General features: G+C 62.4%; 20 protein-coding genes. 3 read left to right on the forward strand and 17 right to left on the reverse strand.

The genetic code is table 11. The features are described 5' to 3' along the window. Positions 1–8: 8 nt before the first annotated feature. Positions 9–491 (reverse strand): CinA family protein, encoded by a 483-nt coding sequence (locus ACF8E5_RS16095; RefSeq protein WP_078478977.1) that lies wholly within the window; start codon positions 489–491, stop codon positions 9–11. 198 nt (positions 492–689) lie between these two features. On the opposite strand from ACF8E5_RS16095, the gene mutS reads away from it, so the two are divergent. Both mutS and fdxA read left to right on the forward strand, forming a co-directional pair. Further along, the gene (gene mutS, locus ACF8E5_RS16100) at positions 690–3,263 is read left to right on the forward strand and encodes a DNA mismatch repair protein MutS (RefSeq protein ID WP_392475531.1); all 2,574 of its coding nucleotides are present in this window, start codon (positions 690–692) and stop codon (positions 3,261–3,263) included. A 139-nt stretch (positions 3,264–3,402) separates the two neighbouring features. Next, positions 3,403–3,726 carry a ferredoxin FdxA gene (gene fdxA / locus ACF8E5_RS16105; RefSeq protein WP_023534129.1) on the forward strand — a complete coding sequence of 108 codons (324 nt, stop codon included), beginning with the start codon at positions 3,403–3,405 and terminating at the stop codon, positions 3,724–3,726. Between the two features lie 655 nt (positions 3,727–4,381). Here fdxA and rpoS read toward each other — a convergent pair. From rpoS to ACF8E5_RS16145, 8 genes are all read right to left on the reverse strand, one after another. After that, a complete protein-coding gene (gene rpoS, locus ACF8E5_RS16110) occupies positions 4,382–5,389 on the reverse strand; it encodes an RNA polymerase sigma factor RpoS (RefSeq protein WP_023534146.1) in 1,008 nt (335 codons plus the stop codon). 108 nt (positions 5,390–5,497) lie between these two features. After that, a complete protein-coding gene (locus ACF8E5_RS16115) occupies positions 5,498–6,355 on the reverse strand; it encodes a peptidoglycan DD-metalloendopeptidase family protein (protein ID WP_027913895.1) in 858 nt (285 codons plus the stop codon). A 192-nt stretch (positions 6,356–6,547) separates the two neighbouring features. Further along, the gene (locus ACF8E5_RS16120) at positions 6,548–7,186 is read right to left on the reverse strand and encodes a protein-L-isoaspartate(D-aspartate) O-methyltransferase (protein WP_167339267.1); all 639 of its coding nucleotides are present in this window, start codon (positions 7,184–7,186) and stop codon (positions 6,548–6,550) included. A 35-nt stretch (positions 7,187–7,221) separates the two neighbouring features. Further along, positions 7,222–7,971, reverse strand: a complete 750-nt coding sequence (gene surE / locus ACF8E5_RS16125) for a 5'/3'-nucleotidase SurE (protein WP_058605322.1) — start codon at positions 7,969–7,971, stop codon at positions 7,222–7,224. Then, positions 7,959–9,017, reverse strand: coding sequence for a tRNA pseudouridine(13) synthase TruD (gene truD, locus ACF8E5_RS16130; RefSeq protein ID WP_058639508.1), 1,059 nt, complete (start codon positions 9,015–9,017; stop codon positions 7,959–7,961). Before truD ends, surE begins: the two co-directional genes overlap by 13 nt. Then, entirely contained in the window at positions 9,014–9,487 is a 474-nt protein-coding gene (ispF, locus tag ACF8E5_RS16135; RefSeq protein ID WP_058605320.1) for a 2-C-methyl-D-erythritol 2,4-cyclodiphosphate synthase, read from the reverse strand. Before ispF ends, truD begins: the two co-directional genes overlap by 4 nt. Before the next feature lie 96 nt (positions 9,488–9,583). After that, positions 9,584–10,438, reverse strand: a complete 855-nt coding sequence (gene fghA, locus ACF8E5_RS16140; protein ID WP_058639509.1) for an S-formylglutathione hydrolase — start codon at positions 10,436–10,438, stop codon at positions 9,584–9,586. Positions 10,439–10,446: 8 nt separating this feature from the next. After that, a complete protein-coding gene (locus ACF8E5_RS16145) occupies positions 10,447–11,559 on the reverse strand; it encodes an S-(hydroxymethyl)glutathione dehydrogenase/class III alcohol dehydrogenase (RefSeq protein WP_023534027.1) in 1,113 nt (370 codons plus the stop codon). Between the two features lie 107 nt (positions 11,560–11,666). Between ACF8E5_RS16145 and ACF8E5_RS16150 the strand changes: the two genes are divergently transcribed. Next, positions 11,667–12,560 (forward strand): LysR substrate-binding domain-containing protein, encoded by an 894-nt coding sequence (locus tag ACF8E5_RS16150; protein ID WP_078478980.1) that lies wholly within the window; start codon positions 11,667–11,669, stop codon positions 12,558–12,560. A gap of 68 nt (positions 12,561–12,628) precedes the next feature. Here the strand turns inward: ACF8E5_RS16150 and ispD are convergent, their stop codons facing one another. The 8 genes from ispD to dnaE form a co-directional block, all read right to left on the reverse strand. Then, positions 12,629–13,336 (reverse strand): 2-C-methyl-D-erythritol 4-phosphate cytidylyltransferase, encoded by a 708-nt coding sequence (gene ispD, locus ACF8E5_RS16155; protein WP_196125257.1) that lies wholly within the window; start codon positions 13,334–13,336, stop codon positions 12,629–12,631. After that, positions 13,333–13,614 (reverse strand): cell division protein FtsB, encoded by a 282-nt coding sequence (gene ftsB, locus ACF8E5_RS16160; RefSeq protein ID WP_023534037.1) that lies wholly within the window; start codon positions 13,612–13,614, stop codon positions 13,333–13,335. Before ftsB ends, ispD begins: the two co-directional genes overlap by 4 nt. A gap of 158 nt (positions 13,615–13,772) precedes the next feature. Then, positions 13,773–15,062 carry a phosphopyruvate hydratase gene (eno, locus tag ACF8E5_RS16165; protein WP_058605315.1) on the reverse strand — a complete coding sequence of 430 codons (1,290 nt, stop codon included), beginning with the start codon at positions 15,060–15,062 and terminating at the stop codon, positions 13,773–13,775. A 152-nt stretch (positions 15,063–15,214) separates the two neighbouring features. After that, on the reverse strand, positions 15,215–16,060 hold the full coding sequence (kdsA, locus tag ACF8E5_RS16170) for a 3-deoxy-8-phosphooctulonate synthase (RefSeq protein ID WP_058639512.1): 846 nt from the start codon (positions 16,058–16,060) through the stop codon (positions 15,215–15,217). A 3-nt stretch (positions 16,061–16,063) separates the two neighbouring features. Beyond that, entirely contained in the window at positions 16,064–17,692 is a 1,629-nt protein-coding gene (locus ACF8E5_RS16175; RefSeq protein ID WP_058605313.1) for a CTP synthase, read from the reverse strand. Between the two features lie 270 nt (positions 17,693–17,962). After that, the gene (gene tilS, locus ACF8E5_RS16180; RefSeq protein WP_197843882.1) at positions 17,963–19,246 is read right to left on the reverse strand and encodes a tRNA lysidine(34) synthetase TilS; all 1,284 of its coding nucleotides are present in this window, start codon (positions 19,244–19,246) and stop codon (positions 17,963–17,965) included. An 87-nt stretch (positions 19,247–19,333) separates the two neighbouring features. After that, positions 19,334–20,281: an acetyl-CoA carboxylase carboxyltransferase subunit alpha gene (locus tag ACF8E5_RS16185; protein ID WP_058605311.1), complete on the reverse strand. Its 948-nt coding sequence runs from the start codon at positions 20,279–20,281 to the stop codon at positions 19,334–19,336. 106 nt (positions 20,282–20,387) lie between these two features. Then, positions 20,388–23,912 carry a DNA polymerase III subunit alpha gene (gene dnaE, locus ACF8E5_RS16190; protein WP_392475532.1) on the reverse strand — a complete coding sequence of 1,175 codons (3,525 nt, stop codon included), beginning with the start codon at positions 23,910–23,912 and terminating at the stop codon, positions 20,388–20,390. Positions 23,913–24,085 lie beyond the last annotated feature (173 nt).

The following is a 24,085-nucleotide window of genomic DNA, read 5'->3' on the forward strand; positions in this document are numbered from 1 at the left end:
ATTTCGATTTAACCGGTGCCAAGCTGTAACAAGCCTTCTAAGGCGGCGACGACGGTTTGGTGCCGCACGCCCTCGCGGTCGCCTTCGAACTGACGACGCACGCTGACGACCCGCTGCCCATCGCCCCAAGCCAGCCACACGGTACCTACGGGCTTGTCAGCCGAACCACCGCCAGGGCCGGCCACCCCGCTGACTGCTACGGCGAAGCGGGCGCCGCTGGCCTGCTGCGCGCCCGCGACCATGGCCTCGACCACCTCCTGGCTTACCGCGCCCACTTGCTTGAACAGCGCCTCGGGCACCCCGAGCTGACGCGTTTTCTGCCGGTTGGAGTAAGTCACGTAGCCGGCTTCGAACCAGGCCGAGCTGCCGGCGATCCGGGTAATGGCCTCGGCAATGCCGCCGCCGGTACAGGATTCGGCAGTGCTCACCTGTGCCCCCAGGCGCTGCAGGTGGTCACCCAGGCGAGTGGCGAGTGTGGTAATCGGGTCCATGCGAGGGCTCCTTGAAGACTGACCACTACCCTATCACCCCAATAGAGAGGCTGGCCGGGCAAACGTTCAGGTTTTCCAAGCCTCAGCCGCAGCGCCCAGGGTGGACATGCGCGGCGTTCGGCGCCTGCATCGCACCGAAAAAGCCTGTACCATTGCCGGTTTACCCTCGCCAACCAGATCACCCGCTGTAGGCCGACCATGTCCGATCTCTCCGCACATACCCCAATGATGCAGCAGTACTGGAAGCTGAAAAACCAGCATCCTGACCAGCTGATGTTCTATCGCATGGGCGACTTCTACGAGATCTTCTACGAAGATGCGAAAAAGGCCGCCAGCCTGCTGGACATCACCCTGACCGCGCGCGGTCAGTCCGCCGGCCAGTCCATCCCCATGTGCGGGGTGCCGTTTCACTCCCTCGAGGGTTATCTGGCCAAGCTGGTCAAGCTGGGCGAATCGGTTGTCATCTGCGAGCAGATCGGCGACCCGGCCACCAGCAAGGGGCCGGTCGAACGCCAAGTGGTGCGCATCATCACGCCAGGGACCGTCAGCGACGAGGCATTGCTCGATGAGCGCCGCGACAACCTGATCGCAGCGCTGCTGGGCGACGAGCGTCTGTTTGGCCTGGCCGTGCTTGACATCACCAGTGGTCACTTTGGCGTGCAGGAGATCAAAGGCTGGGAAACCCTGCTGGCTGAACTGGATCGCCTCAACCCGGTCGAGCTGCTCATCCCGGATGACTGGCCACGCGACCTGCCTGCCGAGAAACGCCCCGGCGCGCGTCGCCGAGCGCCTTGGGACTTTGACCGCGACTCGGCGCGCAAGGCGCTCTGCCAACAATTTGCCACCAAGGACCTCAAGGGCTTTGGCTGTGACAAGCTGACCCTGGCCATCGGCGCCGCCGGCTGCCTGCTGGCCTATGCCAAGGAAACCCAGCGCACGGCGTTGCCGCACCTGCGCAGCCTGCGTCACGAGCGGCTGGACGACACAGTCATTCTCGACGGCGCCAGCCGCCGCAACCTGGAGCTGGACGTCAACCTGGCAGGCGGGCGCGACAATACCCTGCAATCAGTCGTCGATCGTTGTCAGACCGCCATGGCCAGCCGCCTGTTGAGCCGCTGGCTGAACCGCCCGCTGCGCGACCTCAAGGTCATACAGGCCCGCCAAGATTCGATCCGCTGCCTGCTCGACAGCTACCGGTTCGAAAAGCTGCAGCCCCAGCTCAAGGAAATCGGCGACATCGAGCGCATCCTGGCCCGTATCGGCCTGCGCAATGCCCGCCCACGCGACCTGGCGCGCCTGCGTGACGCACTGGGTGCCCTGCCCGAGCTGCAGAATGCCATGACCGAGCTTGAGGCGCCGCACCTTGCACGCCTGGCCGCGATCACCGGCACCTACCCGGAGCTGGCCAGCCTGCTGGAGCGTGCGGTGGTCGACAACCCGCCAGCCGTAATCCGTGACGGTGGCGTGCTCAAGGCTGGCTATGACAACGAGCTCGACGAGCTGCTGGCCATCAGCGAGAACGCCGGTCAGTTCCTGATCGACCTCGAGGCACGTGAGAAGGCACGCACCGGCCTTGCCAACCTCAAGGTCGGCTACAACCGTGTGCATGGCTATTTCATCGAGCTGCCTTCCAAGCAGGCCGAACAGGCACCGGTCGACTATATCCGCCGGCAGACCCTCAAGGGCGCCGAGCGCTTCATCACCCCGGAACTCAAGGCGTTCGAGGACAAGGCGCTGTCGGCCAAGAGCCGCGCCCTGGCCCGGGAAAAGATGCTCTACGACGCGCTGCTCGAGACCCTGATCAGCCACTTGGCGCCACTGCAGGACAGTGCCGCCGCCCTGGCTGAACTGGACGTGCTCAGCAACCTGGCAGAGCGGGCCCTGAACCTGGACCTGAACTGCCCACGCTTCGTTGAAGAACCTTGCCTGCGCATCGAGCAGGGGCGTCACCCTGTGGTCGAGCAGGTGCTCACCACGCCGTTCGTGGCCAACGACCTGGGCCTGGACGACAGCACCCGGATGCTGATCATCACCGGGCCGAACATGGGTGGTAAGTCCACGTACATGCGCCAGACCGCACTGATCGTGCTGATGGCACATATCGGCAGCTTCGTGCCAGCGGCGCGCTGCGAGCTGTCGGTGGTCGACCGCATCTTCACCCGCATTGGCTCCAGCGACGACCTGGCAGGGGGGCGCTCCACCTTCATGGTGGAAATGAGCGAAACCGCCAATATCCTGCACAACGCAACCGACCGCAGCCTGGTGCTGATGGACGAAGTAGGCCGCGGCACCAGCACCTTCGATGGCCTGTCGTTGGCCTGGGCAGCAGCCGAACGCCTGGCGCGCCTGCGGGCCTACACCTTGTTCGCTACCCACTACTTCGAACTGACCGTGTTGCCCGACAGTGAGCCGCTGGTGGCCAACGTGCACCTCAATGCAACGGAGCACAACGACCGCATCGTATTCCTGCACCACGTGCTGCCAGGGCCTGCGAGCCAGAGTTATGGCCTGGCGGTCGCGCAACTGGCAGGTGTACCGGCGGTGGTCATCCAGCGCGCTCGGGAGCACCTGTCGCGCCTGGAAACCACCAGCCTGCCACACGACTCGACCCAGGTCCCGAAAGCGCAGGATGCACCGCAAGTGCCGCACCAGAGCGACTTGTTCGCCAGCCTGCCCCACCCGGCGATCGAGAAGCTGGCCAAGCTGCAGCTCGATGACATGACACCGCGCCAAGCTATCGAAATGCTATATCAACTAAAGAACCTGTTATAACGGCAGCCATGACAAGCTGGTAGAATCCGCCGCGGTTTGCTGGTACTGCACGGTTATTAGCCTGGCCTGCAGCCAAAACCCGCAAACCGCGCGGCCTGAGAGGAAGGGCCGCCGCCGTCGCCTGAGGAGAGAACTAGAAATGACCTTCGTCGTCACCGACAACTGCATCAAATGCAAATACACCGACTGCGTGGAAGTCTGTCCGGTGGACTGCTTCTACGAAGGCCCGAACTTCCTGGTCATCCACCCGGATGAGTGCATCGACTGTGCACTGTGCGAACCAGAGTGCCCGGCACAAGCCATTTTCTCGGAAGACGAAGTGCCATCGGGCATGGAGAACTTCATCGAGTTGAACGCCGAACTGGCTGAGATCTGGCCCAACATCACCGAGCGCAAGGATGCACTTCCTGATGCTGAGGAGTGGGACGGCAAGCCAGGCAAGATTGCCGACTTGCAGCGCTAACGTCGCGTGAACAAACGAAAAGGCCCGCAAGGGCCTTTTTGCTGTAGCGCGAAAGACCAGTGATGCAAATGTGACCGCCGCCACGCTGGCTTCTGATACAGCCGTTCCCAAGCGCTGTGCAGTATGCGCTTGGATCAAAGGCCTCAGAACCCAAAAAAAAGGCAAAAAAAAGGGGCGGTTCGACCCGCCCACATTTTTTCCGTAGTCCCTGCTTGTCCTGTACATCGTCCTGATGAAATCGCTTCTTGCGATGTCCTTGGCTCTCTTCCTGAGTGCCTGTGCGTGTCCCTGTGCACAGTTCGAATACTAGCGACCTGAGCGGGATGTGCAACGAGTCCTCCTCACAGGATGTTGCGGCCTACAAACTTTCACATATCTAAATACTTCAATATTTTCAATGAGTTAAGAAGCTATTGCTTTTGAAAACGACATTGGTTTACTGCTACACCCTTCAACAGCTTACGTAACGAGTAAGCAAATGCTTACAGGCCGAACTGCCACTGTGAGCACAGTGCTGAATGCGCCTGTGAAACTGCAAACCGGTACGAACGCCTCTGACCGCGCAAGGCTCGTCGATGGCATGGTTCTTCAAACCCCAGACGCAAAAACGCCCCTTTTTATTGGGGCGTTTCTGAACGCAGCGCAAAACCCGGGACTAACGAAAAAGCGACTCGCTGGATAGGCCGTTCTTTTCCAGAATCTCACGCAGCCGCTTGAGCCCCTCGACCTGTATCTGCCGCACCCGCTCGCGGGTCAGGCCTATCTCCAGACCGACGTCCTCCAACGTACTGCTTTCGTGCCCACGCAAGCCGAACCGGCGCACCACCACTTCACGTTGCTTGTCGGTCAGTTCACCCAACCACTGATCGATGCTCTGCGACAGGTCATCGTCCTGCAGCAGCTCGAACGGGTCTGTGGGTCGATCATCCGTCAGAGTGTCGAGCAGCGTCTTGTCCGAGTCAGGGCCCAGGGACACGTCCACGGAGGAAACCCGCTCGTTGAGACCCAGCATGCGCTTGACCTCGGCAACCGGCTTCTCGAGCAAGGCGGCGATCTCTTCCGGCGAAGGCTCGTGGTCCAGCTTCTGGGTCAGCTCGCGCGCCGCGCGCAAGTAAACGTTGAGTTCCTTGACTACATGGATGGGCAGGCGAATGGTGCGGGTCTGGTTCATGATCGCCCGCTCAATGGTCTGCCGAATCCACCAGGTGGCGTAGGTCGAGAAACGAAAGCCCCGCTCAGGGTCGAACTTCTCCACCGCGCGAATCAGCCCCAGGTTGCCTTCCTCGATCAGATCGAGCAACGACAACCCTCGGTTCACGTAGCGGCGCGCGATTTTCACCACCAGGCGCAGGTTGCTTTCGATCATGCGCTTGCGGCCAGCGGGGTCGCCCTTTTGCGACAAGCGCGCAAAGTGCACTTCTTCTTCTGGCGAAAGCAGGGGCGAAAAGCCGATCTCGTTGAGGTACAACTGAGTCGCATCAAGCGCCCGGCTATAATCGATGTACTTGTGTTGTTTAAGCGAAGAGCCTGATTTGGCTCTGGTCCGAACCGAAGGTACAGCAGGTTCGTCTGACACCACATCCGTTTCCAAAACGATGCCCGTCTCCATGAGTAGAACGTCATCGTCGATGTCAAACTCCGGCGCTTCTTTGCTGAGAGCCATTGTTATAGTCCTTTGCTGAGTTCGAACTCAGACTCGAGCGGCGCCTGTCTCCCTGGCAGCGCTTGAGCCTGTCCCCTCCATGTCAGCGGAACAGACTGGAAACAACAATCAACGGCGTGGCAGGAACTGGAGAGGATCGACGGGTTTGCCCTGGCGGCGAATTTCGAAATGCAACTTCACCCGATCTGTGCCTGTAGACCCCATTTCAGCAATCGACTGCCCTGCCTTGACCTGCTGCCCCTCCCGTACCAAGAGCCTGCGGTTGTGGCCGTAGGCACTGACATAGGTATCGCTGTGCTTGATGATGATCAGCTCGCCGTAGCCCCTCAAACCACTCCCGGCGTACACCACTGATCCACTGGCCGCAGCAAAAACAGGCTGTCCCAAATCACCGGCGATATCAATGCCTTTATTCAAACTACCGTTTGAAGCAAATTTGCCGATCAAAACCCCGTTCGCTGGCCAGGTCCAGCCACCGGCCGCACGCTCGGCCGCAGGCACGGTAGCGACCACTGGCGTGCTCGCCGAGCTGGATGTGGTAACGGTCTTGGTGGTCGTGGCAGGGGTAGATGCCGTGGCACCTACAGGACGGCGGGTTACCGTGGTCCGGCTGGACGAGGACGGGCTGGCCACCACGGTGGTGCTGCCCGAGGCCCCGCTGCTGAAGCGAATCGGCTGGCCAGGGCGAATAGTATACGGCGGGGCGATACCGTTGCGTGCCGCGAGCTCCTTGTAGTCCCAACCGTAGCGAAACGCGATGGAGAACAGCGTGTCGCCTGGCTTGACCACATACTGACCGGAGGTCACGGTCGGCCGTTTGGGCGCGCTGCTGTTGCGGTCGACGACACGCGCACTGTTGCTGCCAGAGCTCGAACACCCCACCAGCAGTGTGCCCATGGCCAGTACCAGCACCAAGAGCCTGAGACCTGAGCTGTCCTTGCGCTGCCGAAAGACTGTGTGACCCACCCGCGCTCCCCTCATGGTGCCGAAAACGTTTCAAGACAAGAATGCAATATTGTTGCAATTATAACGAAGCTCGCCGGTCTTGGCAGGCGGCTGCAACACACTCGCGCAACGTGTGTGCACCGCCAGATAGACAGGTCGATCCTGCAAGAATTCGACGCAGGTGCAAAAATAGCCCGTCGATGCCCCGATGAATCAGGCCACCGGCCCATTGAGCAGGGGCACGAAGCGTACCGCTCCGAGTACGCGGCGTGAGAACCCGTGTTCTTCTCGTACGATGAGCATCAACTGCTGCACCTCACCAGGTGATCCTACTGGAATCACCATCCGCCCACCCGGCGCCAGTTGATCGAGCAGCGCCTGGGGCACTTCCGGCGCAACGGCGGTGACGATGATGCCATTGTAGGGGGCCAGTGCCGGCCACCCTTCACAACCATCGCCCCAACGAAACACCACGTTGCGCAGGTTCAGCTCCACCAGGCGTTCCTTGGCCCGGTCCTGCAGAACCTTGATGCGCTCGACCGAGAATACCCGCTCGACCAATTGCGCCAGCACGGCGGTCTGGTAGCCCGAGCCCGTGCCGATCTCCAGCACCTTATCCAGCGGGCCCGCCTCCAGCAGCAATTCGCTCATGTGCGCCACCATGAATGGTTGCGAAATGGTCTGGTTGTGGCCGATGGGCAGCGCGGTATCTTCATAGGCCCGATGGGCCAGTGCCTCGTCCACGAACAGGTGGCGTGGCGTGCGGCGAATCACATCGAGCACCTGGGGGCTGGACACGCCCTCCTCGCACAGCCGCTGGATCAGGCGCTCGCGGGTACGTTGGGACGTCATGCCGATGCCCCGACGCAACATATCGTCCTCACGCATCAAAGCAAGCCCTCCAGCCAGCCATCGAGCTGCTCGAAGGCGTCGTTGAAGGTTCGGTCAAGCTGCAACGGGGTGATGGAAACATAGCCTTGCATCACCGCATGGAAGTCAGTACCCGGCCCGCCGTCCTCGGCATCACCGGCAACTGCGATCCAGTAGCCTTCCTTGCCACGCGGGTTGACCACCTTGGTGGGTGCCGCAGCCCGCGCGCGATGACCGAGTCGCGTCAGCTGGATGCCACGAATGCGCTCGAGCGGCAGGTTGGGTATGTTGACATTGAGGACGGTACGCGGCGGCAGCGCCAGGCGCGACTGGGCCTCGACCAGACGACGGGCGATATGAGCCGCGGCCGGCAGGTTGTCCGGTTGGCGCGAAAGCAGCGAGAACGCGAGCGACGTACCGCCCAGGAAGCGCCCCTCCAGCGCTGCGGCCACCGTACCCGAGTACAGCACGTCATCGCCCAGGTTGGCCCCCAGGTTGATGCCCGACACGACCATGTCCGGGGTGTACGGCAACAGACCGTTCAGCCCCAGGTGCACGCAGTCGGTCGGCGTACCATTGAGGCTTATGAAGCCGTTGGCCAGCGTCTGCGGGTGCAGCGGCCGATCCAACGTCAGTGAGCTGCCGGCGCCGCTCTTGTCTTGGTCAGGTGCAATGACCGTGCACTGCGCGTAATCGGCAAGCGCAGCGTGCAGCGCGGCGATGCCTGGTGCGGTCACACCGTCGTCGTTCGAAATCAGAATACGCATGGGCTGTCCGTCTGCCCTGCCGACACCAGATCCACCACCTCGCGCACCACGACGGTGGCGAAGCATCCGGCCGGAAGGACGAATTCCAGTTGCAGGATATCAGGCTCGGGATAATGCCACGTAAGGCCAGTAATAGGGAGCCGCAGAATACGCCGTTCGTGATCCATGCCCGCCTTTGCCAACCACTGGCACAGCGCGGGCTGGGCGGCCCCGATCGAATTCTCCAACGCCCCGGTTCGACCGCCGGCTGGCGAATCACCCTCGCCCCACAGAGGGCCTGTAGGGTGCAGGTCGAGAACAGCCAGGCGAGGATCGGCGCATTCGGCCTCAGCAGCAGGGAAAAAACTGCGGCTGTTGGTGAACGCCAGCAGATCGCCCACTTGCGCACGGGTCCAGCTGCCATCGTTTACCCGTGCGGCCAGCACCTGGTTGAACAGGTAGCTGCGACCGGCTGAAAGCAGGCGCGAGCGAACGTTACGTTGCTCAGGCAAGGCCTGGCGCTCGGCCCAACCCAGGGCGTCATGCACGTTGCCGCCGGCATGCCCGAAGCGCTGGGTACCGAAGTAATTGGGCACACCGTTCGCCTTGAGCTGGGCCAGGCGCGCATCGACAGCCTGATGATCGGCTGCCAGTTGGGTCAGGCGCAGCGTGAAGCCGTTGGACGAATGCGCGCCGCGCTGCAATTTACGCTGGTGGCGCATCTGCTTGAGCACGCGCAGATTGGCATCCTCGGCCCGCGACAGGTCTGGGTCGGCCTTACCCGGCAAATGCAGGCTGAACCACTGGCGGGTCAAGGCCTGACGGTCCTTGAGCCCGGCGTAGCTGATGGCGCGCGCAGGCACGCCGGCGGCCCTGGCCAGGCGGCGGGCCGCTTCCTCGGTATTGAGCTCACGCTTTTCCACCCATAGCCACAGGTGCTCGCCTTGGCCAGACAGCGGGATATCAAGCACTTCGTCGACCTGAAAATCTTCGGCAACGGCCTTGAGCACAGCCGTGCCCAGGGCTTGCCCCGATGCCCTTGGGCCCAACAGATCCAGTTCGGTCATGCCGGCAGCAACAGGGCAACCGCGTGCACGGCGATCCCCTCCTCACGCCCGGCGAAGCCCAGCTTCTCGGTCGTCGTGGCCTTGACGTTGACTTGGTCGAGGCCCACCGCGAGGTCGTCGGCGATGCGCTGGCGCATGACCTCGATGTGGGGTGCCATCTTCGGCGCCTGGGCAATGATGGTGGCGTCGACGTTGCCCACTTGCCAGCCCTTGGCCCGAACGACATCCAGCACATGACGCAGCAGCACGCGGCTGTCGGCGCCCTTGAATTGCGGATCGGTGTCGGGGAAGTGCTTGCCGATATCACCGAGTGCGGCGGCGCCGAGCAATGCATCGCTCAGGGCATGCAGCAGCACGTCACCATCGGAATGGGCCAGCAGGCCGAACTTGTGGGGGATACGCACCCCGCCCAGGGTAATGAAATCACCGTCGCAGAACCGGTGCACATCGTAGCCGTGGCCAATACGCATAAGAAAACGCCCTGAATGAGTCAGGGCGTGATTCTACCTGCATTTGCCACGCCAAGGTGCAGAGCCGGCGAACGTCGCCGGCTGGCTGCCCTACGGCTACACCCGTCCCAGGGCTACCGCGTGGTGGCGCAGGTGCTCCTCAATGAAGCTGGCGATGAAGTAGTAGCTGTGATCGTAGCCAGGCTGCAGGCGCAGGGTCAGCTCATGACCGCCTTTGCGCGCCGCTTGCTCCAGGGCCTCAGGCTTGAGCTGCTTTTCGAGGAAGTCGTCGCGATCGCCTTGGTCCACCAGCAACGGGGGGCACTGCCCCGACGGGGTTTCGGCCAGCAACACGCTGGCATCCCACTCACGCCAACGGGCGCGCTCTTCACCCAGGTAGCGGCTGAAGGCTTTTTCGCCCCAAGGGCAATCCATCGGGTTGCAGATCGGCGAAAACGCCGACACCGAGCGATAGCGGCCGGGGTTGCGCAATGCGCAGACCAGGGCGCCGTGCCCGCCCATGGAGTGCCCACTGATGCTGCGCTCGCCCGAGGCGGGGAAATGCGCCTCGATCAGGGCTGGCAGTTCCTGCACCACATAATCATGCATACGGTAGTGCTGGGCCCAGGGTTGCTGCGTGGCGTTGAGGTAGAAGCCAGCACCCAGACCAAAGTCCCAGGCACCGTCAGGATCCCCGGGTACCTGCTCGCCGCGAGGGCTGGTGTCGGGCGCCACGATGATCAGCCCCAGCTCGGCGGCCAGGCGCTGGGCGCCGGCCTTCTGCATGAAGTTTTCGTCGTTGCAGGTCAAGCCGCTAAGCCAGTACAGCACCGGCAGCTTCTCGCCCTGCTCGGCCTGAGGTGGCAGGTAGACGGCGAAGACCATGTCGCAACCCAGCACCTTGGAGGTGTGGCGGTAACGCTTGTGCCAGCCGCCGAAGCTCTTCTGGCAGGAGATGTTGTCCAGGGTCATGGCAAGCCTCAGAAGTGGATGACGCTGCGAATGCTCTTGCCTTCGTGCATCAGGTCGAAGGCCTTGTTGATGTCCTCCAGGCCCATGGTGTGGGTGATGAACGTATCCAGCGGAATCTCGCCCTTCTCGGACATTTCCACGTAGCTCGGCAATTCGCTGCGGCCACGCACGCCGCCGAAGGCCGAACCGCGCCAGACGCGCCCGGTGACCAATTGGAACGGCCGGGTGGCGATTTCCTGACCGGCGCCGGCGACACCGATGATCACCGACTCGCCCCAGCCCTTGTGGCAGCACTCCAAGGCGGCACGCATCAGTTGCACGTTGCCGATGCACTCGAAGGAGAAGTCCACGCCGCCGTCGGTCAGGTCGACGATCACTTCCTGGATCGGGCGATCGTACTCCTTGGGGTTGATGCAATCGGTAGCGCCCAGTTGGCGAGCGATTTCGAACTTGGCCGGGTTGATGTCGATGGCGATGATGCGCGAGGCCTTGGCCTTGACCGCACCGATGATGGCCGAGAGGCCAATGCCGCCCAGCCCGAAGACGGCGACAGTATCACCCGGTTGTACCTTGGCGGTGTTCAGCACTGCGCCAATACCCGTGGTCACGCCGCAGCCCAGCAGGCAGACCTTCTCCAAAGGCGCCTCTTTCTGGATCTTGGCCACCGAAATTTCCGGCAACACGGTGTATTCGGAGAAGGTCGAGGTGCCCATGTAGTGGAACAACTGCTGACCCTTGTAGGAGAAACGCGTGGTGCCGTCGGGCATCAGGCCCTTGCCCTGGGTGGCGCGGATGGCCTGGCACAGGTTGGTCTTGCCGGACAGGCAGAATTTGCACTTGCCACACTCAGGGGTATACAGCGGAATCACATGGTCACCCACCGCCACCGAGGTCACGCCCTCGCCCACGGCTTCGACGATGGCGCCGCCTTCGTGGCCGAGGATCGACGGGAAGATGCCTTCCGGGTCAGCACCGGACAAGGTATAGGCATCGGTGTGGCACACGCCGCTGGCGACCACGCGCAGCAACACCTCGCCCGCCTTGGGCATGGCCACATCGACTTCGACAATTTCCAAGGGTTTCTTGGCTTCGAAAGCTACGGCAGCGCGGGATTTGATCATCGCAGGGTCTCCAGATACGTGAATGAAATCGGCAGACAGTGTATTTCACCCGCAATTGTTGAATAATCCGGTGAAAGACAAAACATTATTGCCGTGCAGGGATAATCATGAATAACCGCTGGGAGGGCATCGATGAATTCGTTGCCGTGGCCGAATTGGGGCAGTTCACGGCGGCAGCGCAACGGCTGGGCGTGTCCTCTTCCCATGTAAGCCGGCAGATAGCGCGCTTGGAAGAACGCGTACAGACGCGCTTACTGTATCGCAGCACACGAAAAGTCACGCTCAGCGAGGCCGGCCAGACGTTTCTGCAGCACTGCCAGCGCTTGCAGGACGGGCGCGAGGAAGCGCTGCGGGCGATGGGCGATCTGGCCAGCGAGCCCAAGGGGCTGCTGCGCATGACGTGCGCCGTGGCCTATGGCGAGCGCTTCATCGTGCCCTTGGTCACCCGTTTCATGGCGTTGTACCCGCAGTTGAGGGTGGACGTCGAACTGAGCAACCAGACCCTGGACCTGCTGCACGAAGGCATGGACCTGGCCATCCGCCTCGGTCGCCTGGCCGACTCGCGCCTGATCGCGACGCGCCTGGCACCCCGGCGCATGTACGTGTGCGCCTCGCCAGGCTACCTGGCGCGCTACGGCAGGCCGCACAGCCTGTCGGAACTGGCCAGGCACAACTGCCTGATAGGCAGTTCGGATGTGTGGGCGTTGCAAATGGAGGGGCGTGAAATCAGCCAGCGCGTTCAGGGCAACTGGCGGTGCAACAGCGGCCAGGCGGTGCTGGACGCGGCGCTTCAAGGCATCGGCTTGTGCCAACTGCCGGATTACTACGTGCTCGAACACCTGCACAGCGGTGCTTTGGTCCCGCTGCTGCAAGCCCACCAACCTCCCAATACGGCGGTGTGGGCCTTGTACCCGCAGCAGCGGCACCTGTCGCCCAAAGTGCGGCGCCTGGTGGACTATCTGAAAGAGGGCCTGGCAGGTCTGCCGGAATATCGGGCATGACCGGCGCTCAGCCACAATGGCGGGCGCTGGCAGCCTGATTCAATCACGGGCGAGGTGAATGGCCCAGGTCAACGTCTCCCACTCCAGCGCTGGCGCAGCCACTCCAGGTCTTCAGGGCGCGTAACCTTGAGGTTGTCACTGCGGCCCTCGATCAGCCGTGGCGATTGACCGGACCATTCCATGGCCGAAGCCTCATCGGTCACCACCACATCCGACACCAGGCACTCGGCCAGTGCCCGATGCAGCGCCCCCAAACGGAACATCTGCGGTGTATAGGCCTGCCAAATGGTGCTGCGGTCAACCGTGGCGCTGACGCGCCCGTGGCCGTCGGCCCTTTTGAGCGTGTCACGGGCAGGTACGGCCAACAGGCCGCCCACCGGATCATCTGCCAATTCAGCCAGCAGCTTGTCCAAGTCACTGCGTGCCAGGTTGGGCCGCGCCGCGTCGTGCACCAACACCCAGTCATCATCTTCCGCGCCCTGGGCATGCAACAGCAGCAAGGCATTGAGCACCGAATCAGCACGCTCGCGCCCTCCGGCAGCCCGGCGGATGCGCGGGTCGCTGGCGCACCGAAGGCCGGGCCAGTACGGGTCGTGTTCAGCGATGCTGACCACGACCCCCTTGAGGGAGGGGTGGTCGAGAAAACACGCCAGGCTGTGCTCGATGATGGTCTGCCCTGCCAGCTCCAGGTATTGCTTGGGACGATCGGCAGCCATGCGAGCGCCCACACCCGCTGCAGGAATCACGGCCCAGAAGGCCGGCAAGCGTTCACTCATTTCTGGGGCAACTGAAAGAGGGTTTCGCCTTCCTTGACCATGCCCAGCTCGTGGCGGGCACGCTCTTCGACGGTTTCCATGCCTTTTTTCAACTCCAGCACTTCGGCGTCGAGCACACGGTTACGCTCCAGCAGCCGCTCGTTCTCGGCATGCTGCTCGTCAATCTGCTGCTTGAGCTCGGCCACCTGCGCCAGGCTGCCATTGCCTACCCACAAACGGTATTGCAGGCCGCCCAGCAGCAGAAGCAGAACCAGGAACAACCAATAAGGACTGCGCATCAAGATATCCAGGTTGAAAAACCCTGTTGGTTCAGGGTCTCAGATAGCACGAAGCCTGGCCTAGGCCAGGCTTCTCAGACAGAAACCCGATGGAACGTAGGAAGTTACGGTACGAACGTTCCTACAGCTCCGGCTGCTGTCTTTTTACCATCTCTTGCTTAGCCGCGAAACTCGGTACGGCCACGGTAAACCGCCTTGGCACCCAGTTGCTCTTCGATGCGCAGCAATTGGTTGTACTTGGACACGCGGTCGGAGCGGCACAGCGAGCCCGTCTTGATCTGTCCGGCCGCAGTACCCACGGCCAGGTCGGCGATGGTGGAATCTTCGGTTTCACCCGAGCGGTGGGAGATCACGGCCGTGTAACCGGCGGCCTTGGCCATCTGGATGGCTTCCAGGGTCTCGGTCAGCGAGCCGATCTGATTGAACTTGATCAGGATCGAGTTACCGATGCCCTTCTCGATGCCTTCCTTGAGGATCTTGGTGTTGGTCACGAACAGGTCGTCACCGACCAGTTGCACCTTCTCGCCGATCTTGTCGGTGAGGATTTTCCAGCCAGCCCAGTCGGACTCGTCCAGGCCATCTTCGATCGAAATGATCGGGAAGCGCTCGGTCAGGCCCTTGAGGTAGTCGGCAAAGCCTTCGGCGTCGAACGATTTGCCTTCGCCGGACAGGTTGTACTTGCCGTCTTCATAGAACTCGGAGGCGGCGCAGTCCAGGGCCAGGGTCACGTCGGTGCCCAGTTTGTAGCCGGCTTTCTCGACGGCCTCGGCGATGGCGCCCAGAGCGTCTTCGTTGGAGGCCAGGTTAGGGGCGAAGCCGCCTTCGTCACCGACAGCAGTGTTCAGGCCACGGGCCTTGAGCACGGCCTTGAGGTGATGGAAGATCTCGGTCCCCATGCGTAGGCCGTCGGAGAAGGTCTTGGCACCCACCGGCTGGACCATGAACTCCTGAATATCGACGTTGTTGTCGGCATGCTCGCCACCGTTGATGATATTCATCATCGGTACCGGCATCGAGTACTGGCCTGGAGTGCCGTTGAGGTTGGCAATGTGGGCGTACAGGGGCAGGTCCTGATCCTGGGCAGCCGCTTTGGCAGCCGCCAGGGACACGGCCAGGATCGCGTTGGCGCCCAGCTTGGCCTTGTTCTCGGTACCGTCCAGCTCGATCATGGCGTGGTCCAGGGCCTTCTGGTCGGAAGGGTCCTTGCCCAGCAGCAGGTCGCGGATCGGGCCATTGATGTTGGCGACAGCCTTCAGCACACCCTTGCCCAGGTAACGGCTCTTGTCGCCATCACGCAGCTCCAGCGCTTCGCGCGAGCCGGTGGAAGCACCGGACGGCGCGCACGCGCTGCCGATGATGCCGTTGTCGAGCAGTACATCGGCTTCCACGGTGGGGTTGCCACGCGAATCGAGAACTTCACGACCTTTGATGTCGACGATTTTTGCCATTGTTGTAAGCACTCCAGAATTGACGAAAACAACGCAGCTTAGAAAATTCTTGCCGTTCACCGGACGAGGATGCTGTGGCAGGCCCGGCGAAGGGAGCCCCTGACCGAGTGGTCAGGGGTGAATCGGACGGTACTTTACCCGAGAAAAGTGCTTTACGCGGTTTCTACCGTCGGAAAACTTTTCACCAGGTCATCCAGTTGCTTGAGCTGAGCCAGGAATGGCTCCAGCTTGTCCAGGCGCAGGGCACACGGGCCGTCGCACTTGGCGTTGTCCGGATCGGGGTGAGCTTCGAGGAACAGCCCTGCCAGCCCCTGGCTCATGCCAGCCTTGGCCAGGTCGGTCACCTGAGCGCGGCGCCCGCCAGCGGAGTCGGCACGTCCACCCGGCATCTGCAGGGCATGGGTCACGTCGAAGAACACCGGGTATTCGAACTGCTTCATGACACCGAAGCCGAGCATGTCCACGACCAGGTTGTTGTAACCGAAGCTCGAACCACGCTCGCACAGGATCAATTGGTCATTACCGGCTTCTTCGCACTTGGTCAGGATGTGTTTCATCTCCTGGGGTGCGAGGAACTGGGCCTTCTTGATATTGATCACCGCACCGGTCCTGGCCATCGCCACCACCAGGTCGGTCTGGCGCGACAGGAAAGCCGGCAACTGGATGATGTCGCAGACCTTGGCTACCGGCTCGGCCTGGTAAGGCTCGTGCACATCGGTGATCACCGGCACGTTGAAGGTACGCTTGATCTCCTCGAAGATCTTCAGGCCTTCTTCCATACCAGGGCCGCGGTAGGAGGTGACCGAGGACCGGTTGGCCTTGTCGAAGCTGGCCTTGAACACATACGGGATACCGAGCTTTTCGGTAACCCGCACGTACTCTTCGCACACCTTCATGGCCAGGTCGCGGGACTCCAGAACGTTCATGCCACCGAACAGGACGAATGGCTTGTCGTTGGCGATATCGATGTGACCGACGCGGATGATCTTCTGGGGCATGGATCAGGCCTTGTTCTTCTGGGCGAGCGCCGCCTTGACGAAGCCACTGAACAGCGGGTGGCCATCGCGTGGGGTGGAGGTGAACTCCGGGTGGAACTGGCAGGCGACAAACCAGGGGTGGTCCTTGGACTCCACCACCTCGACCAGGGCGCCGTCTTCGGAACGACCGGAAACCACCAGGCCCGCGTCCACCAGTTGCGGCAGCAGGTTGTTGTTCACTTCGTAGCGGTGACGGTGGCGCTCGGTGATGATGTCCTTGCCATAGCACGCATGCACGTTGGAACCTGCAGCCAGCTGGCAGTCCTGAGCACCCAGGCGCATGGTGCCGCCCAGGTCGGACGCCTCGCTGCGGGTTTCGACTGCGCCGGTGGCATCTGCCCACTCGGTGATCAGGCCGACGACCGGATGACCGCTGTCGCGATCGAACTCGGTAGAGTTGGCGTCGCTCCAGCCCATCACGTTACGGGCGAACTCGATAACGGCCACTTGCATGCCCAGGCAGATACCCAGGTACGGCACCTTGTTCTCACGGGCGTATTGCACCGCCGTGATCTTGCCTTCGACACCGCGCAGACCGAAACCACCGGGGACCAGGATGGCATCGGCGCCTTCGAGCAGGCTGGTGCCCTGGTTCTCGATGTCTTCGGAATCGATGTAGCGCAGGTTGACCTTGGTGCGGTTGGTGATGCCCGCGTGGCTCATCGCTTCGATCAGCGACTTGTACGCATCGAGCAGCTCCATGTACTTGCCGACCATGGCGATGGTGACTTCATGCTCCGGGTTGAGCTTGGCGTCGACCACCTTGTCCCACTCGGACAGGTCGGCACCCGTGCACTGCAGGCCGAAACGCTCGACGACGAAGTCGTCCAGGCCCTGGGCATGCAAGACACCTGGAATCTTGTAGATGGTGTCGACGTCTTCCAGCGAAATCACCGCGCGCTCTTCAACGTTGGTGAACAAGGCGATCTTGCGGCGCGAGGATGCATCGACAGGATGATCGGAGCGGCAGATCAGCACGTCAGGCTGCAGGCCGATGGAGCGCAGCTCCTTGACCGAGTGCTGGGTCGGCTTGGTCTTGGTTTCACCGGCGGTGGCGATGTAAGGCACCAGCGTCAGGTGCATCAGCATCGCGCGCTTGGAGCCTACTTCCACGCGCAGCTGGCGAATGGCTTCGAGGAATGGCTGGGACTCGATGTCGCCCACGGTGCCGCCGATCTCGACCAGGGCCACGTCGGCATCGCCAGCACCCTTGATGATGCGGCGCTTGATTTCATCGGTGATGTGCGGGATGACCTGGATGGTCGCGCCCAGGTAGTCACCACGGCGTTCCTTGCGCAGCACGTGCTCGTAGACGCGGCCGGTGGTGAAGTTATTGTTCTGGGTCATGGTGGTGCGGATGAACCGCTCATAGTGACCCAGGTCCAGGTCGGTCTCGGCGCCGTCCTGGGTGACGAATACTTCACCGTGCTGGAACGGGCTCATGGTGCCTGGGTCGACGTTGATGTACGGATCCAGCTTGAGCATGGTGACCTTCAGGCCCCGCGCCTCCAGGATGGCCGCCAGGGAAGCCGAGGCAATGCCTTTCCCCAATGAAGAAACAACACCGCCCGTGACGAATATGTAGCGCGTCATGAAAAACCCTAGAAGTCTGCGTTAAAGCGGCCAGCGCCGCCGGAGATAGCGAAGGAGGGCAAACGCCCCCGATCACCTGCGTCAATCACAGTGCATCTCGAAAAACTGCCGCGTGTGTACAGACCAGGGGTAACCCTGGAAGGGCGCTCGCTCGTCATTTCTAAGAATCAGCCCAGCAAAAAACTGCTTGGTAATCGGCAACTCCTGTGTTTTCGCGGAACCCACAGAAGCTGTATCAAGAAGGGAGGGTAGTCTACCCGAATGTACCCACTAGCTCAAACCTTGCGCGCTGGTCGGCAACTGCCAGTGCAGGCAGTAATCGCCTTGGGCCAGACTGGGTAGGTTGGCTACCGCCAGCAGCCGCTCGCCTTGGTAGAGCAGCGGCAGGCGCAGGCGCAGAAAATGCGGCACGTGCAGTTCATTGAGCAAGCGCTTGAGATCACGTCGCCCGCGCCCTGGGATGTCCAGCCACTCCCCGCCGTGACGGTAGCCGATACGCAGGCCCGTCAGCGCGCCTGCGCCAACAAGTCGCACGCTGCCGTTGCCAGGTAAGGCCAACGGCTGATCGGCGTTTTCCCACTCCATGGCCTTACAGGGCGTTTGCAACCAGTCGCCGCTCAGCCACCAGATGCGCCCCTGGCTGCGGACCAGTTGGCCATCGGCCAGTTGCCACACGGGGCAGGCATCGACCGCGGCATTGCGCAGGTCCGCCCAGCCGGCCCAGTGGCGCGCGTCGGGCAACCGGGTTCGGTGGCTGAGCCAATACTGCAACGCATTGCGCTGGCGGGCAGGTGAAAGCGCGAGCAGGCCGGCCAGATCCAGCGAATCGAGTCCAGGCCAAGCAGCAGGAGCCCCCTGGCGTACGGGCGCCAGGTCGTTTTCGGCCAGCTCGTCCAGCAGGCTCAGGGCTTCGCCCAGGTGTTCGGCGGCGCGGGCCAGGTTCTGCCCGGCTTGCGGCCAGCGCTGCACAAGGGATGGCAAGACCTCCCTGCGCAGATAGTTGCGGGCAAACCGTGTATCGGCATTCGAAGGGTCCTCGACCCAGCCCAACGCATGCGCCTGGGCATAGCCTTGCAACTGTTGCCGGGAACAACCAAGCAACGGCCTGACCAGCCTGCCCTGCCCTAGCGCCCGCTCCCTCGGCATCGCCGCCAGGCCACGCAACCCCGCGCCCCGCAGCAGGCGAAACAGCAGCGTTTCAGCCTGATCGTCGCGGTGCTGGCCGGTGAACAGCATGTCACCTGCCGCCAATACCCGCTCGAACGCAGCGTAACGGGCCTGACGGGCAGCCTGCTCCAGGCTCGGGCCTGGGGCGACGTCGACCTCGATGACCTGCAGCTCGACGCCCAGGTCATCGCACACACGCTGGCAATGGGCAGGCCACGCCTGCGCGGCGGGTTGCAGGCCATGATGGATGTGAATCGCGCGCAGCGGCGGTGCAGGATGGCTACGGGCGTAGGCGGCGAGCCAGTGCAGCAGGACGGTGGAATCGAGGCCGCCTGAGAGGGCGACGTACCACGTACGGGCGCATAGCCAGGGGGCGAGATCAATCATCGAGGCCTCGATCAACCTGGGTGACGAATGTGGGTGAGCCTGGGATACAGGCTCACCCGAGGGGCCGACAGGCGGCCCCGAGGGCGATCAGACGCCGTAGCTCATCAGGCGATCGTAACGGCGAGCCAACAGTGCGTCGTGGTCCAAGCCGCTGAGCATGTCCAGCTGCTCCACCAGCTCGGCGCGGATGCTTTCGGACATGGCGGCAGGATCACGGTGAGCGCCACCCAGTGGCTCCGGGATGACCTTGTCAACGATGTCCAGGCTCTTGAGGCGCTCAGCCGTGATGCCCATGGCCTCGGCGGCATCGGCAGCCTTGTCGGCCGTCTTCCACAGGATCGAAGCGCAGCCTTCGGGCGAAATGACCGAGTAGGTGGAGTACTGCAGCATGTTCAGCTGGTCGCACACGCCGATGGCCAGTGCGCCGCCCGACCCGCCTTCACCGATCACCGTGGCGATGATGGGCGTCTTCAGGCGCGCCATCACGCGCAGGTTCCAGGCGATGGCCTCGCTCTGGTTACGTTCCTCGGCATCGATGCCTGGATAGGCACCCGGCGTGTCGATGAAGGTCAGGATCGGCATGCGGAAACGCTCGGCCATTTCCATCAGGCGGCACGCCTTGCGGTAGCCCTCGGGGCGCGGCATGCCGAAGTTGCGGCGAACCTTTTCCCGCACTTCGCGGCCCTTCTGGTGCCCGATGACCATGACTGGCTTGCCGTCCAGGCGTGCGGTACCGCCAACGATGGCGGCATCGTCGGAGAAGTGGCGGTCGCCGTGCAGTTCTTCGAATTCGGTGAAGATGTGCTGCAGGTAGTCCAGGGTGTAGGGACGACGCGGGTGACGTGCCAGGCGAGCGATCTGCCAGCTGGTCAGGTTGCCGAAAATGCTTTCGGTCAGGGTATTGCTCTTGTCTTGCAGACGGGCAATTTCATCGCTGATGTTCAGCGAATTGTCGTTGCCTACCAGGCGCAGGCCTTCGATCTTGGCTTGCAGGTCGGCAATCGGCTGTTCGAAGTCGAGAAAGTTCGGGTTCATAGTCATCCGTCTTGGGTCTACGGCCAGGCGGCCGGCCGGTTGATCCGTTTGGCGCCATACCTTAAGGGATCAGGCGCCTTCAGGTCGAGATTAAATGTTGAGCGGCTCAACGGTATTGCAAAAAGACGTTCTCACGTCCGAACTGGTCACGCAGGGTCTGAATCAGCCCGTCTGCGGGATCGATGGCCCACTGGTCGCCAAATTGCAGCATGGCCTTGGCATCGCTGCCGGTGTATTCCAGCGTGATCGGGCAGGCGCCGCGGTGACGGGTGATCAGCTCACCCAGCCACTTGAGGCGATCGCCCTTGAGCGCCTCGTGGGCGACCTTCAGGCGCAGGCTCTCGGCCAGCTTTGTGCGGGCATCCTCCAAGGTCATCACCTGCTTGACCCGCAGCCGCAGGCCACCCGAGAAATCGTCGTTGCTGACCTCACCTTCGACCACCACCATCGCATCGTTCTGCAACAGTGATTGGGCCGTGATGTAGGCATCGGCAAACAGCGAGGCCTCGATACGCCCAGACCTGTCGTCCAGGGTGACGAACCCCATCTTGTCGCCCTTTTTGTTCTTCATGACCCGCAGGGCGATGATCATGCCGGCAATGGTCTGGGTTTCGCGCGACGGCTTGAGGTCGATGATGCGCTGGCGCGCGAAGCGGCGGATTTCAGCCTCGTATTCATCGATCGGGTGGCCGGTGAGGTAAAGGCCCAACGTGTCCTTCTCGCCCTTGAGCCGCTCCTTGAGTGTCAGTGGCCGCGCCTTGCGGTAACTGGCATACACGTCGGCGTCCGGTTCGTCGAACATGCCCCCGAACAGGTCGATGTGGCCGCTATCGGCCGTGCGGGCCGTCTGCTCGGCCGCCTTGATGGCATCGCCCAGTGCGGCCAGCAGGATGGCCCGGTTGATGTCGATGTGGGCGTGGTAGGCCTTGATCTCGTCGTGAAAGTGCGGGCCGAGCCGGTCCAGCGCGCCACTGCGCACCAGCGCATCGAGGGTGCGCTTGTTGACGCGCTTGAGGTCGATGCGCTCGCAGAAGTCATACAGGTCCTTGAACGGGCCGCCCTCGGCACGGGCCTCGACGATCGCCTCCACAGGCCCCTCACCCACGCCCTTGATCGCGCCTAGGCCATAGACGATGCGGCCATCGTCGTTGACGGTGAACTTGAAGTCCGAGAAGTTCACATCTGGCGCATCCAGACGCAACTTCATGGTGCGCACTTCCTCGACCAGCACCACCACCTTGTCGGTGTTGTGCATGTCCGCCGACAGCACCGCCGCCATGAACGGTGCCGGGTGGTGGGTCTTGAGCCAGGCCGTCTGATAGGACACCAGGCCATAGGCCGCCGAGTGAGATTTGTTGAAGCCGTAGCCTGCGAACTTCTCTACCAGGTCGAAGATGTTGCCTGCAAGATCCCCATCGATTCCATTGTTGGCACAGCCTTCGATGAAACCGCCACGCTGCTTGGCCATTTCCTCGGGCTTTTTCTTGCCCATCGCCCGGCGCAGCATGTCGGCGCCGCCCAGGGTGTAACCGGCCATGACCTGGGCAATCTGCATCACCTGTTCCTGATACAGGATGATGCCGTAGGTCGGCGCCAGCACCGGCTGCAAGCCTTCGTACTGATAGTCCGGATGCGGGTAGGCCAGCTCGGCACGGCCGTGCTTACGGTTGATGAAGTCGTCCACCATCCCCGACTGCAGCGGGCCGGGACGGAACAATGCCACCAAGGCGATGAGGTCTTCGAGGCAGTCGGGCTTGAGCTTCTTGATCAGCTCTTTCATGCCGCGCGACTCGAGCTGGAACACCGCCGTGGTTTCGGCCTTCTGCAACAGTTCGTAGGTCTTGCGGTCATCGAGCGGGATGAAGTCGATGTTCAGGTCGGGCAGGTCTTTCTTGGCCTGCTCACGGTTGATGATCTCCATCGCCCACTTGATGATGGTCAGGGTGCGCAGGCCAAGGAAGTCGAACTTCACAAGGCCCGCCGCCTCCACGTCGTCCTTGTCGAACTGGGTGATCAGGCCGCCGCCCTCTTCGTCGCAGGCGATGGGCGAGAAATCGGTGAGCTTGGTCGGCGCGATGACCACGCCACCGGCGTGTTTGCCGGTACCGCGCGTGACGCCTTCGAGCTTCAGGGCCATGTCCCAGATTTCACGAGCGTCTTCGTCACCCTTGAGAAAATCGCGCAGAACTTCTTCCTGCTCGTAGGCCTTCTCCAGGGTCATGCCCACTTCGAACGGAATCATCTTCGACAGACGATCGGCCAGGCCGTAGGACTTGCCTTGCACGCGCGCCACGTCGCGCACCACGGCCTTGGCCGCCATGGTGCCGAAGGTGATGATCTGGCTCACGGCATTACGCCCATAGGCCTCTGCCACGTAGTCGATCACCCGGTCCCGACCGTCCATGCAGAAGTCGACGTCGAAGTCGGGCATGGACACCCGTTCAGGGTTCAGGAAGCGCTCGAACAGCAGGTCGTAGGCCAGTGGGTCGAGGTCGGTGATCTTGAGCACATAGGCCACCAGCGAACCTGCACCCGACCCCCGGCCAGGCCCCACCGGTACGCCATTGTTCTTGGCCCACTTGATGAAGTCCATCACGATCAGGAAGTAGCCGGGGAAACCCATCTGGATGATGATATCCAGCTCGAACTTGAGGCGGTCCAGGTACACCTGGCGCTTTTGCTCGTAGTCGGGCGTGGTCTCTTTCGGCCACAGCACCGCCAGGCGTTCTTCCAGCCCTTCGTGGGACACGTGCCGCAGGTAATCATCGATCCCCATGCCATTGGGCGTCGGGAAGTCGGGCAGGAAGTACTTGCCCAGTTGCACCTGGATATTGCAGCGCTTGGCGATTTCGACGGTGTTGGCCAGGGCGTCCGGCAGGTCGCTGAACAGCTCGGCCATTTCTTCGGCCGACTTCAGGTATTGCTGGTCGCTGTACAGGCGCGGGCGACGCGGATCGTCCAGTGTCCAGCCTTCACCGATGCACACCCGGGTCTCGTGGGCGTCGAAATCGGTCTGCTTGATGAAACGCACATCGTTGGTGGCCACCAGCGGCGCACCCAGCCGATCGGCCAGGGCCACGGCGGCATGCACATACTCTTCATCCCTGGGGCGACTGGTGCGCTGGACTTCGACATAAAAGCGCTCGGGGAACATGGTCATCCAGTCCTCCAGCAGCGCTTGCGCCTCCTCGCTGCGCCCCCCCAGCAACGCCATGCCGATGTCGCCTTCCTTGCCCGCCGACAGCGCGATCAGACCTTCACTGGCCGCTGCAATCCAGTCGCGCTGGATGATGACCAGGCCATTGCGCTGGCCCTCGGTCCAGCCCCGGGAGAGCAGCTCGGTCAGGTTACGATAGCCCTGGGGGTTCATGGCCAGGAAGCAGATGCGCGACAGCGGCGCCTGTGCATCTTCGCCGGCCAGCCACAGGTCGGCACCACAGATCGGCTTGATGCCCGCCCCCATGGCCGCCTTGTAGAACTTGACCAGTGAGCACATGTTGCTCTGGTCAGTGATCGCCACCGCAGGCATGTTCATCCCGGCCAGCGCCTTGGCCAGCGGTTTGATCCGGACCAGACCGTCGACCAGCGAGAATTCGGAGTGGACGCGCAGGTGAACGAAGGAAACCGACATGAATGATCCTGTAGCAGTGCTAAACGACAAGGGCGCGATTGTAGCTCAATTGGGCAGGGGTTTTGGGCGTCGGTTGCCGCCGTGCGACGGTAGGGCTACCTGAGCACGTGCCAGGGTAAGCCGCCCAGCCCGGCCCCGCAGGGCCTAAGCCCCTTAGGTGCGCAATGGCGGGT

It is taken from the genome of Pseudomonas sp. WSY_20, assembly GCF_043104335.1.
In the GTDB taxonomy this organism is placed as follows: Bacteria; Pseudomonadota; Gammaproteobacteria; order Pseudomonadales; family Pseudomonadaceae; genus Aquipseudomonas; species Aquipseudomonas parafulva_B.

Excerpts from the sequence above, each read along its gene's own strand:
- ACF8E5_RS16095 (WP_078478977.1), bottom strand. The coding sequence starts at position 491 with ATGGACCCGATTACCACACTCGCCACTCGCCTGGGTGACCACCTGCAG.
- mutS (WP_392475531.1), top strand. The coding sequence starts at position 690 with ATGTCCGATCTCTCCGCACATACCCCAATGATGCAGCAGTACTGGAAG.
- fdxA (WP_023534129.1), top strand. The coding sequence starts at position 3,403 with ATGACCTTCGTCGTCACCGACAACTGCATCAAATGCAAATACACCGAC.
- rpoS (WP_023534146.1), bottom strand. The coding sequence starts at position 5,389 with ATGGCTCTCAGCAAAGAAGCGCCGGAGTTTGACATCGACGATGACGTT.
- ACF8E5_RS16120 (WP_167339267.1), bottom strand. The coding sequence starts at position 7,186 with ATGACGTCCCAACGTACCCGCGAGCGCCTGATCCAGCGGCTGTGCGAG.
- surE (WP_058605322.1), bottom strand. The coding sequence starts at position 7,971 with ATGCGTATTCTGATTTCGAACGACGACGGTGTGACCGCACCAGGCATC.
- truD (WP_058639508.1), bottom strand. The coding sequence starts at position 9,017 with ATGACCGAACTGGATCTGTTGGGCCCAAGGGCATCGGGGCAAGCCCTG.
- ispF (WP_058605320.1), bottom strand. The coding sequence starts at position 9,487 with ATGCGTATTGGCCACGGCTACGATGTGCACCGGTTCTGCGACGGTGAT.
- fghA (WP_058639509.1), bottom strand. The coding sequence starts at position 10,438 with ATGACCCTGGACAACATCTCCTGCCAGAAGAGCTTCGGCGGCTGGCAC.
- ACF8E5_RS16145 (WP_023534027.1), bottom strand. The coding sequence starts at position 11,559 with ATGATCAAATCCCGCGCTGCCGTAGCTTTCGAAGCCAAGAAACCCTTG.
- ACF8E5_RS16150 (WP_078478980.1), top strand. The coding sequence starts at position 11,667 with ATGAATAACCGCTGGGAGGGCATCGATGAATTCGTTGCCGTGGCCGAA.
- ispD (WP_196125257.1), bottom strand. The coding sequence starts at position 13,336 with ATGAGTGAACGCTTGCCGGCCTTCTGGGCCGTGATTCCTGCAGCGGGT.
- ftsB (WP_023534037.1), bottom strand. The coding sequence starts at position 13,614 with ATGCGCAGTCCTTATTGGTTGTTCCTGGTTCTGCTTCTGCTGCTGGGC.
- eno (WP_058605315.1), bottom strand. The coding sequence starts at position 15,062 with ATGGCAAAAATCGTCGACATCAAAGGTCGTGAAGTTCTCGATTCGCGT.
- kdsA (WP_058639512.1), bottom strand. The coding sequence starts at position 16,060 with ATGCCCCAGAAGATCATCCGCGTCGGTCACATCGATATCGCCAACGAC.
- ACF8E5_RS16175 (WP_058605313.1), bottom strand. The coding sequence starts at position 17,692 with ATGACGCGCTACATATTCGTCACGGGCGGTGTTGTTTCTTCATTGGGG.
- tilS (WP_197843882.1), bottom strand. The coding sequence starts at position 19,246 with ATGATTGATCTCGCCCCCTGGCTATGCGCCCGTACGTGGTACGTCGCC.
- ACF8E5_RS16185 (WP_058605311.1), bottom strand. The coding sequence starts at position 20,281 with ATGAACCCGAACTTTCTCGACTTCGAACAGCCGATTGCCGACCTGCAA.
- dnaE (WP_392475532.1), bottom strand. The coding sequence starts at position 23,912 with ATGTCGGTTTCCTTCGTTCACCTGCGCGTCCACTCCGAATTCTCGCTG.